This window comes from Stenotrophomonas sp. NRRL B-14846, from assembly GCF_050473585.1.
Lineage (GTDB): Bacteria > Pseudomonadota > Gammaproteobacteria > Xanthomonadales > Xanthomonadaceae > Stenotrophomonas.
This window is the reverse complement of sequence record NZ_JBFLUN010000022.1, coordinates 994,429-1,004,606: the sequence shown is the minus strand read 5'-3', so window position 1 is coordinate 1,004,606 and position 10,178 is coordinate 994,429. Positions and strand designations below refer to the sequence as shown.

Genomic DNA, 10,178 nt, shown 5'->3' with positions numbered 1-10,178 from the left:
TTGAAGTTGAGGCGGATCAGGCGTCCGCGATCTCGCCCTGGAAGCTGTAGTTCTGCGAGCAGGAGTTGGATTTGCTGCGGCCGCTGGAAACGCTGGCCCCGTAGTTGACGGCGCTCATCGTGCTGGCGGCGAGCTGGCTGGAGATCTGCGCCTTCGCCCGCTGGATCTCCGCCGACTGCGCCAGCAGGCCGAGCATTTGCTGGATGCGCATCTGGGCCTGCTGCAGCTGTACGTCGACGTCGGCACGTTCCCGCGCCAGTCCGAGCTCGAAACTGCGATCGGCCGCGGCCGAGGCCGCCTGCTCCACGCCGGCGTCGGCGCTGTAGATCCGCGCCTTCGCGTCGAACGCCTGGCCGACAGCAGCTAGGCGAGCGCGCTCGCCGCTCAGCGTCGCGTCCCAACGAGTGATGCCGGCGCGCCACACGTCCAGGTCAACCCCGTGCTGGGCCATGCGCAGACGCTCGGCCTCGAATTGCATGTTGTTGCTGGCCGCCCAGGCGTCGACACGTTTGGCGTTGGCATCGACCAGCGTGCGGTACAGATCCGCCCGTTTGCCCTCGCCCTCCACGCTGGCCGTATAGCCCTGCCACTCGGCGACGTGGGCACGCCAGCGCGCCTCATAGGCGTCGACCTGCGCGCGGTACTTGTCGATGCCGAAACGGTTGATGTCCGCCTGCACCTTCACCGCCTCGACGCGGGTGCGATAGAAGTCGGCCAGGGTGGTTACACCGCGCAGCTGCGACTCGTAGAGGCGCACCCGCTGCTCATTGATCTCGCCCCGTGCCCGCTCCCCCTCGATCTGGGCCCGGAACACCTCGACCTTGGCCAGCTCCGCCTGGATGCGATCGCGCAGCACCTGGGCATCGGTCTGGTAGGCCTGCAGGCGAGCGTTGAAGACCGAGATCCTGGCATTCAGCACGGCGATGACGGTTTCGCGCTGGAACGTCGCCGCCTGAAGCATCAGCTTCTGCTCGTCGGTGTGCAGCTGCGCCAGCGTCCCTTCCAGCGCCGCGCCCTGAGCAATGGCCATGCGCTGGTTGGCCAGCGATTCTTCGAACTGCTTGATCGCCGCATCACGAGAGGCCTCGGCAACGGCACCCTGCCCGGTTTGCCGGGCCTCCAGGATCCTCCCGGCCAGCATGCCCTGGGGCTCGGAAAAGCCACGGGCGGCGAACTCCGAAACCGCCTGGTCGACGTTCCGCTGGGTGTCCAGCTCGATGCGGCTGCGGGCGCGCTGGAAGATCGCGTCCTCGATGATCCTTGGCAGGGCCTGGCTACCGACGATCATCGGCTTCAGCGTGGCGGTGAGCGTGTCCACCAGCGTGCTGACATATGGGGTGGCCTCGAACTGCCAGGTTTCGTTGAACGGCGGCTCGATGAAGATCGGCTTCTCCGCCTCGAACTCCGGCAAGACAATGTTCGGCACGTCGGGCAGGTTCAGTGCCTCGAACGTCGGCACCTGCGGCAAGACGTAGGTCGGCTCCGCCGGCAGCACAATCGGCGCCGGATCCACAGGAAGCGTCGGCTCGACCACGTTCGGCGTGGTCGGCTTCGCTCCGAAAGCGAGCGTCGGTGGTTGAGCGTCGAGCTCGGGCGCTTCGCTGATCGAGATCGGAGCCGCCACGAAGCCTGGCGCGCTGGGCAGCGGTACATCAGGAGCGCGGAATTCCAGCGCCCCTTCATCCAGGTCGGGGCGGCGCGGCCGCTGGAACGTGGCCTGCGGATCGGCAAAGCGGAAGTCGACGTTGAAGTCGATCGGATCCAGCCGAACGCTGTTGAGGCCCTGAAGGTTGGACACGGCCATGTTGTACGTGGTCGATCCGAGCTCCATGAACTTGTCATGCGCGCTTCCAACCAACGTGATCGCGGCATCAGCCGATAGGTCAGGACACCAGGTAGTTGCCATTCATGCTTCTCCGATCAGCTCCACAGGACGTAGACCGTTACGTCCCAACGATTTGCACCTTGTGTCGCCACGGCGGCAGCCCCATCGGGGCCGTTGTAGCTGGTCTGTTCGCCCATGTAGTAGGGCGCATAGCGGTCGCTGTCGATGCGATAGCGCATCTCGAGGGTGCGCCCGTCCACGTCGCCCTCGATCTTCAGCAGGAAGTCGGTGCCTACGGCGAATCCGGGGAGCTCGGATGCCTCTTCGGCTTCGACCATTCCGTTGTTGAAGGTCAGCATCCAGTCGCTGGGCTGCGGATCTTCGCCGCAGTCCTGAACAAGGTTGAATGGCTCGCGCCAGAAGCAAGGTCCTGCCATGGTCATCCCCTGGTCCGGCGATCAAGATAGATCGGCCTGAAGTCGATGGCTGCGAGCTCGAAGTCGGCGCCGTCCACGTTCTCGATCACGAAGTCGAAGTCGACGGCCTTGATCCCCTTCCCCAGCTTCCAGCGGGTTTCTCGCTCGCTCGATGCCGGTCGCTCCAGGATCCGGTAGATGGCCGCTTCCTTCTGGCCGCTCTGCTCGTTGACCGTGATCACATGCAGCAGCAGCGTGCCGGTGGCGGTGTAGCCGACAAACGCCTCGGGCAGCCGCTTCAGACGGCGCGTTCCCAATGCGGAAAGGCCCAGCCGCAGCCGCGCAGCAATCGGCGTGCCGTCGTCGTCATCGCCATCAAGCCGGTGCAGGCCGTCCGCAGCCGCGGCGTAGTAGCGACCGCCGATCTTGGCGAAGCTGTTGAACGGGTACTGGGTGTAGCGGCTCAGCGCGCGGCTTTCGGTGTTCATGACCCATGCCACGTACTCGCCGGTGTCCAGCGCCAGGCGGGTCACGAATCCCAGCCCGTCCTTCAGCAGCTGGGCCAGCTCGGCCGTCGCGCCGCCGGCGGCGCCGACGAGCAGCTGCTCATCCACCATCACAACGCCGGTACCGGCTTCGAATGCCGCCGCATCAGCCAGCATGCCGTCCACCACGCGCTCTGCCGCGCGCTGTAGGCTGGCCACAAGGTCCGAGCCCAGCAGTCCATCGGTGACCGTCTCCGTGCGCAGCGCCTCGGTCAGGGCGCCGAACCACAGGCCGCCGACCAGGGCGTTCAACGCATCGGCGTAAGACGTGGCCACCCCCAGCATCAGCAGGCGCTCGATGACGCGCTCCAGCCTGATCGAGTCAGCGCGAATATCCGGGCTGAAGGCAATCCCTTCTTCGACCAGCAGCATGAACACCACCGCTGCCGCGTCTTCCAGGCTCAGCGTGTCCGCCGTCCTGCAGCTGGCCAGGAGCGCGCTGCGCCGGCTCTCGTCGATGGAGAGCACTTCGTTAAGCACGTGCGTTGGCAGGCTGCTCCGGATCTCGCCGACGGCCAGCGACGAACGCGGCGACGCAAACCAGCGCCCGCCGAACGCAGAGATCATGCGCGGTCGGGCAGACAGGCCTGCATAGGCAAGCGGCGTGGTGACCTGTCGACCGCTGCCATACAGCGCCAGGCGCGCGCCGCCCGCTCCACGGCCGAGGGCCGTCTGGAAGCCTGCAGCGCGCACACTGATCGCCGCGGCTCCGCCGCCGATGTCTCGGCCATAGCCCTGCCCCGACGTGCCCAGGTTCAGCGCGGCGGCACCGTTGGCGGGTACCACCGGGTCTACGCCGCCGCCGAAGTAGATCTGACCCCGTCCAGACGAGCCCAGGCGCAGCACGGCACTGCCGGCTGCGCCGAGCCCTGAGCCCACCCCCGCGGCCCTCAGTGACAACGTGACCTGGCCACGCCCCTCGATCTCCGCATGCTGCAGAGGCAGGAACTCGATGGTCATTCGATGAAATCTCCGGTCGCGTAGATCGCACAACCCACAACCACGAGCCCATGGCTGGCTTGCTGCGACGTGTAGAAGCGCTGTCCGTTGTGCAGGTAGTGGACGGTGCCGCCGATGCGCCTTGCCTCCCAGAGGTCTTGGGGTGCATAGAACCGGATCGGGGATACGCGGCGGCCGCGCTCCAGCACACAAGCCTGCAGGCGGCCACCCTCGCTTTGATGGAAGTACAGGCCGTGTCGAATCCGGGCAGGGTCGAACAGCTCCGCCTCGCCCAGGATGGCGAACCCGACCACCACGCCCACGGCGCGGCTCATCGTCAGTCGCATCGCTAGGTCGCCGTTGAGCTCGTCGACACTGTCGGCACCGGCGTCCCACTCGAACACCGAGAGGGATTCCCGGCGCGGCGGAACGGCTGGCACGGCAGGCTCCGCCTTCTGCTCGGGGTATGTAGTGCAGGTGACTGGTCCAGGCGGCGAGGTCTGAACGAACAGGCTCCTGCACAGCATGTACCGCACGTAGGTGACGCCGTTCTGCTCTTCATAGGCAAGGATGGTGGCGCCCTTCGGCAGCTGCACAGCGCCATTGCTCGGAGCCGGCATCCGGCCTTCGCTGCACTCCTGCCGCCAGTAGCCCTGGGCCGGCGAGGCGCCGCAGACGGTATAGGAAGCCCGGTACGGCACCGCAGGTTTCGCGGGCTGGGGCGGGACGTACCTGGAGACTGGCGGCTTGGACAACATGTCAGCTGGCCTGGTCGGCAACCACGTTGAAGATGCTCACGCCGGTGCTGTTGCTGCCGTTGGCCGTCATCACGTCGCTGCTGAACAGCACGGCCGCGTTGGAGGCAGGCCCGCCCGCAGTGCCCTGCAGGCGAACACCGGTGGTGGAACCACGGCCATCGTCGGCTGCAGCGCAGAAGCGATAGAACGATGGGGAAAGGCTCGTGGCGCCGGCATTGGCACCCTCAAACTGGATCAGGCCTTCCCACTCTTCGCTCGGTGCCTTGGGCAGGACGTTGCCGACAGGAGCGGAGAAGGTCAGGCCGCTGCCGGTGACCGAGAGTTTCGCCAGCTGGGTGTGACTGCCGACCATATCCAGGGCAGCGTCGGCCGAGGCGGGTACCGGCCCAGCGAACACGTAAAGGAAGCCGCCGTCGAGGGCATTCTTGACCTGCCCAAGCAGGGCCTGCGCGAGCGGGATGGAGATCATCATGGTGCTGTTCCTTCGTCAGAGTGGGGGGATCGCAAACCACCATTCACCGATCTCGATGCTGGTGTCGGTGGCCATGGCCAGGGTGGGCAGGCGCATCTGGAAGTCGCCCGGGCTGTCGTCGTCTAGACCGATCGCGCCATCGATGCGGGGAGATTCGAAGGAGACCGCGCCGGCGTCGGGCGCGTTGCCGACCAGGCGGAACCAGCCCGCGGTTCCCGCGGCGAGCCCGCGAAGTACCCACCGCTGGGCGGCGTCCTTGTAGACGTAGCGGCCGTTGCGCACGAAGCTCAGGCCATTGGCCGAAACGCCTGGCTGCCAGACGCCGCCGTCAACGGTGATTCTCGCCAGCAACGCACCGGTGGCCGGCATGTCTGCAGTTTCCGGCTGGGGCCCGGTGCGGATCTCGATGCAACCGGCGCGGAAGATCCCCTCGAATGCCGACGGGCCAAGGATCGACGCCTCGAACCCCGTGGAAGTGTTCACGGCCATGAAGGCTCCTAGATGGGCTTGGGTAGGACGGTCAGCGGGTAGAAGCGCCTGTCCTCGGCGGTAACGCCGAGCAACGCCCCCAGGTCATGACCCGTCAGGTAGTTCAGTGCACCGGTGTAGGCACCAGGTATCGAGACGCAGTAGCGCCCCTTGTTGTAGTTCCAGCCCCCGGCCCAATCGAAGCCGAGGAAGTCCCTCACGCCCTGTCGATCCATCATCAGCGGCACCAGCAGCGACGAACCGCTGAACGCGATCAGTCCCTCGCGGGGGTGTTTGTTCCAGATCACACCCGTCTGATTCGGTGTGCGTGGGCCCCATCCAGATCCGCTGGCGCCGACCCAGTAGCTGCCGAACACCAGGCCATCGGTGACGGCGCCCGGGGCACGGGTATCCAGGCCCGGGAAAGGCGCGCCGGTGCCGGAACTCGGATCCCATGCCACAGGCTCGGACTGGCCATACACCATCCGGCCGGCCATGTAGGCAAACGGCTGGATCGTGTGAGCGCCGTTGAAGCCCTGGATCCGCCACCCGGAGAACAGGTTGTGGCGCACGTCCATGTACGCCAACAGGTGATAGTCCTGGCGGTCATTGCCGACCGCGAAGTCCCGATCGATCAAGGTGATCTCGCCGCCGTCGAACTCCAACACCACCGACACGCGCACCATTCCCTGGTAGTTGTTGGCCTCCACAGCAAACCGCCCCTCGCTCCGCCGCAGCGCCAGGTAGGCATCTTTCCGCTCCATGCCGGCGAAGTCGGACACGACCAGGCCACGCGTGGGTGCGACCAAGGCGAAGTTGCCGCCGCTCCCCGCGTAGTTGCCCTGCAGATAGGCAGCCTGGACCGCGGTGTGGGTGATGCTGCTGTCGGAGATCTCCACCTCTTGGGTCATGGTGTTGACCAACGCGACAGCGGCCGTCTGCTCGCTGTTGACGGTCCGAATCGCTCGGGTGCCATCGCCATTGAAGAACCAGGGCATGGCTGAATCGGTGAAGGTGTTTCCCGACGTGCTGCCTTCGGGGTTGATCTGGCCAGGTGTCATTCCCAGCAGTCGATGGCTGCCGGGCTCGATGACCCAGTCACCCTTCTGCGGCGTCCCCTCGTTCCTATGCAACCTGAAGGCCACAAACGCCGTCTGCGCGGTGGTGGGCTGGCCTTGGGTGTAGTTGGTGAACGCCACCACCAGCTCCTGGGCTCCGGCCGACGTCTTGCGCACGCAGGCGGAGTTGATCCGCCACGACAGGTATTCCGGGGGATCTTGCTGCAGCTCTGCGCGGTAGGAGATCCGGTCGAACAGGGCCTGGCCCTGCTGCAGCACCCAGCGCGCGCCGATGTCGAGCAAGGCAACGTCGTGCACGTACCTCGAGCAGAATCCGTAGAACGACAGCGCCAGGTCCTCGCCGTCCTTCCAATCAATGTTCCCGAAGAAGTACAGCCCATCGGGATACAGATCCGGCCGGTTGTAGCTCTCGTAGCGTGCGCCCTGGATCTGGTCGACCACGTCCCATCGGCGCCAGTAGCGGGTGACCACGCGACTGCCGGCGAACTCCAGCCACCCGGTGGGGTCATTACCTGTTGGATCCACCTGCGACCCGCGCTGCGCGGGATCGCCGGTGGGCACGTCCCATCGTGGCCAGATGATGAAGCCGCCGCGGGGCTCCGGCGGTTCCTCCACCGGCGGTGGCCCCGGGGTAATGATGGTGACGCGCGGCAGCTCGCCGATCTTCTCGGCCAGCAGCACCGTGCCGTCCTGCAGCTCCCGGCGCAGGTTCGCGATCCCGAGGCCATTCCGTTTGGCCTCTTCGAGCACGAAGCCCAGCAGCTTCCTTGCTTCCGGGACGTGCTGGGCCGCAACCTCCCGATCGCCAACGACCACGATCGGTGTCCATCCGCTGTACCGCGGCCCGCTCATCAGGTGACGTCGCCCTCGTCCTTGGCCGACAGCACGTATTCCAGCGCCAGCTTGTCGCCGGCGAGCTGGTTGGTGCGCGGCGTTGCGAAGCGGGTGGCGGCGATCAGGATGTTCGCCGTAGCGCCCTTGGCCGAACCCGTCAGCAGGCCGATGCCGTAGAGGTTGTAGGGCCCGCCTGCCGAGTAGACCAGCGTCGCGGCGGCAAGAGCGGCGCTATTGCCGATCGCCTCAGCCGTCGAGGGTGTGGTGGTCCAGGGCAGACGGCTGGCGTTGGTGTACCCCGTGAACTCGGTGGCCACGTCCTTGAAGGTGGATCCCTTCCAGTCCGCTGCCGGCGTCACGTTGCCCGCGAATGGCGCCAGGTAGAATGCTGTCTGCTGGCTGGTGCCCCCAAGTGCGGTGTTGAGGATGTAGTTCAGGCCCTCATTGACCAGTCGATTCGGGTCCACCTGCCACGGACCGAACTCACCGCCTGCAGTGGCGTGAGCATGCCTGAAGGTGCCGCCGATGGTCGCGCGCGCCGCGGGAATGTAGATGCCCGCCTCGGACAGCTCGTACTTGTGCCGGCGGATTGCGCGAATGGCGTCGCGCCCCACCGTGCCCAGGTTCTGCAGGGCCTTCATGATTTTCATCGGTTTGCTCCTTCGGTGGTTACCATTTGCCCGCGGGGCAGGAAGCCCCTTGGAATCGGGTCTTGCTTGCCAGGGGACAGCTGCAGAGGCTGCAGCGCAGGAAAAGGCGGCGTCCGAGCCGTTCGACGTTCGGACACGCACGGCAGATCTCCAGGCGACGCTTCACGTCGTCTGGCTGGGCCAACACAGCCATGGCTCATGGGTCTCGGTGGATGACGTGGGCGACTGCCCGGTCGGTGACGGCCAGCGCCTGGCCCTTGGGTGCCCGCAGCGCGGCCACGAGCTGGCTCAGTCCGTCCTGCTGACGCAGCAGCAGCGCTGCATGATCGGCTTCGTCGACGACTGCCTCACCCTTCTTCAGCACCTGCACCTGGCCGCCCGGCAGTCCAATGCAGAAGTAGCCGTCGCGGGCAAGCCAGACCAGCACCGGTGCCGCCGACTGCAGCCCCACCACGTCGCCATTGACGACCATGGCCGAGCCAGGCACCGCGCCGCTACCGCGCGCCACTGCCTGGCTGAAGTCCTTCGGGTCGGCGCCTGCGTACCAGTAGGTCCGCGCGCCGGCAGCGACGTAGACGCCGGCGCCATCCTGCAGTCCGTCGCCGATGGGTTCCATCAGGTCGATCGGTGCGTTGAAGCGCATGCGGTTGGTCGACGGCCGGAACATGCCGTATCGGAGCGCATCCGACCACAGCACCTCCTGGCCACTGGCTACGAACTGCCGGCCGTGCGCACCACGCACGATGTGGCCCGGCGGCAGCGGGCGAAGGAACTGAGTGGTCAGCGCCCTGCCCTCGCCGGCAGACAGCACCGGCGCCGAGCGGGTGCCGGCTGGCAGGATGACGTACTGCCGCAGCACCTGGTCGTTCGGCCCGGAGACGTACACCGCGACCGAAGCCGTGTCCGGCGCCACCGGCAGCGGAATGTCGCTCAGCTCGAACCCACCGCCCTCGCCAATGTCGATCACTGTGGCCAGCGTGCTACCCGACTCACGGCCGAACCGATCCATGAACGTCACCGCGACCTGGTACTGCCCAGGCGCCAGCGCACTCTCGGCGGACGGTGCCAGTACCGGCTGGCCCGCGGGGTGCTCAGGCGACCAGGAATGCACCTGCAGGTCGATGTCGAGCACACCGCAGGAAGTGCTGTTGCTGAAGAAGACGCGATCGCCGATCAGCGTGTAGCTCAGCGGGTCCAGCCCGACGTCGATGCCCAGCGTTTCCACGCGTTCATCCTCATGCAGGGCATGAAGCTGACCGCCATCGACGAAGAGCCCGTACTGCAGATGGTCATGGCTCCACAGCGAATGGGTCAGGGCACCGGGCCGGAAACGCTGATGCCCGCGCCGGCGTTGCGGTCGACCGGCGGCGTCCAGGTCGACGTTGTCCGCCTCACGCAGCGCGCGCGGGATCCCATCCTCATCGGTTGGCAGCGCACCTTCCCCGGCCACGTTGTTGATGCCCAGGGGCCAGGGGCCTGCTGGGCGGAGATCTTCATCGCGAACGGGCATGTCAGAACCACATGGGTTGGGTGCCGGTGGTGGGGTCGATCGACAGCTGCTGCAGCGCGCGCGCGGTGGGCCGCTCGCCGAAGTAGCTCTCGAACAGTGCTAGGTGTCGGTCGGCGTCCGCGGTGCTGCGCTGCTCCGAATCGCGCTTGTTCAAGGCCCGCCAACAGGCCCAGTGCACCAGCTTCCGGTGGTGGATGGCATCGATTACCGGCTCGTCCTCGCTGTCTTCCATCGCCTCGGCGGCCTCCGGCACGCGCCAGAGCGTGAGCTGCAGGACATCGACTTCCGCAGGCACCGGGCTCACCGACACCTCGCGCGCCTGTCGATCGCGCACCAGGTACTCGGGGCGCCCTGCCTCGGTGCGCCAGTGGTGGTGCCGTCCGTCCAGGGCGGCGCTGGTGGTCCTGCAGAGCGGGTCGGACAGGTTGCTGGCCAGCACAGCGCGCCGGACCACGTACACGGTCGGATGAAGCGGGTAATCGGCTCGGCCCGGCTCCAGGTTGATGTGGCAAATATCGGGGCGGCCGCTCTCCACGAGCAACCGCGCCCGAATGCACGCCTCTTCCACAGCTTCGTTGAGGTGCCGGGTCAGCACGGCGTCACTCCACAGGTAGGGAGCCACGTCGTCGTCGAGCTCTTCCCGGCATTCCTCGATCAACTGGCTGAGGGTGCGCGCCTCCAC

Annotated in this window: 10 protein-coding genes; all 10 read right to left on the bottom strand. The window is 66.6% G+C overall.

Going from position 1 to position 10,178, the window contains the following annotated elements; translation table 11 throughout:
* Positions 1–16: 16 nt before the first annotated feature.
* The 10 genes from AB1281_RS07005 to AB1281_RS06960 all read right to left on the bottom strand — a co-directional run bounded on the left by AB1281_RS07005 (position 17) and on the right by AB1281_RS06960 (position 10,178).
* Positions 17–1,831 carry a hypothetical protein gene (locus AB1281_RS07005; RefSeq protein ID WP_430345416.1) on the bottom strand — a complete coding sequence of 605 codons (1,815 nt, stop codon included), beginning with the start codon at positions 1,829–1,831 and terminating at the stop codon, positions 17–19.
* Between the two features lie 89 nt (positions 1,832–1,920).
* Positions 1,921–2,262 (bottom strand): hypothetical protein, encoded by a 342-nt coding sequence (locus tag AB1281_RS07000; RefSeq protein WP_135967781.1) that lies wholly within the window; start codon positions 2,260–2,262, stop codon positions 1,921–1,923.
* Between the two features lie 2 nt (positions 2,263–2,264).
* On the bottom strand, positions 2,265–3,746 hold the full coding sequence (locus tag AB1281_RS06995; RefSeq protein ID WP_430345415.1) for a hypothetical protein: 1,482 nt from the start codon (positions 3,744–3,746) through the stop codon (positions 2,265–2,267).
* A complete protein-coding gene (locus AB1281_RS06990) occupies positions 3,743–4,483 on the bottom strand; it encodes a hypothetical protein (RefSeq protein ID WP_430345414.1) in 741 nt (246 codons plus the stop codon). The genes AB1281_RS06995 and AB1281_RS06990 overlap by 4 nt, the downstream gene beginning before the upstream one ends.
* A gap of 1 nt (position 4,484) precedes the next feature.
* Positions 4,485–4,955, bottom strand: coding sequence for a hypothetical protein (locus AB1281_RS06985; RefSeq protein ID WP_430345413.1), 471 nt, complete (start codon positions 4,953–4,955; stop codon positions 4,485–4,487).
* 15 nt (positions 4,956–4,970) lie between these two features.
* Positions 4,971–5,444 (bottom strand): hypothetical protein, encoded by a 474-nt coding sequence (locus AB1281_RS06980; protein WP_088475838.1) that lies wholly within the window; start codon positions 5,442–5,444, stop codon positions 4,971–4,973.
* Positions 5,445–5,452: 8 nt separating this feature from the next.
* Positions 5,453–7,318, bottom strand: a complete 1,866-nt coding sequence (locus tag AB1281_RS06975; RefSeq protein WP_430345412.1) for a hypothetical protein — start codon at positions 7,316–7,318, stop codon at positions 5,453–5,455.
* Between the two features lie 35 nt (positions 7,319–7,353).
* A complete protein-coding gene (locus AB1281_RS06970) occupies positions 7,354–7,986 on the bottom strand; it encodes a hypothetical protein (protein ID WP_100449863.1) in 633 nt (210 codons plus the stop codon).
* 196 nt (positions 7,987–8,182) lie between these two features.
* Positions 8,183–9,496, bottom strand: a complete 1,314-nt coding sequence (locus tag AB1281_RS06965; RefSeq protein WP_430345411.1) for a hypothetical protein — start codon at positions 9,494–9,496, stop codon at positions 8,183–8,185.
* Position 9,497: 1 nt separating this feature from the next.
* A complete protein-coding gene (locus tag AB1281_RS06960; protein ID WP_430345410.1) occupies positions 9,498–10,178 on the bottom strand; it encodes a DUF6682 family protein in 681 nt (226 codons plus the stop codon).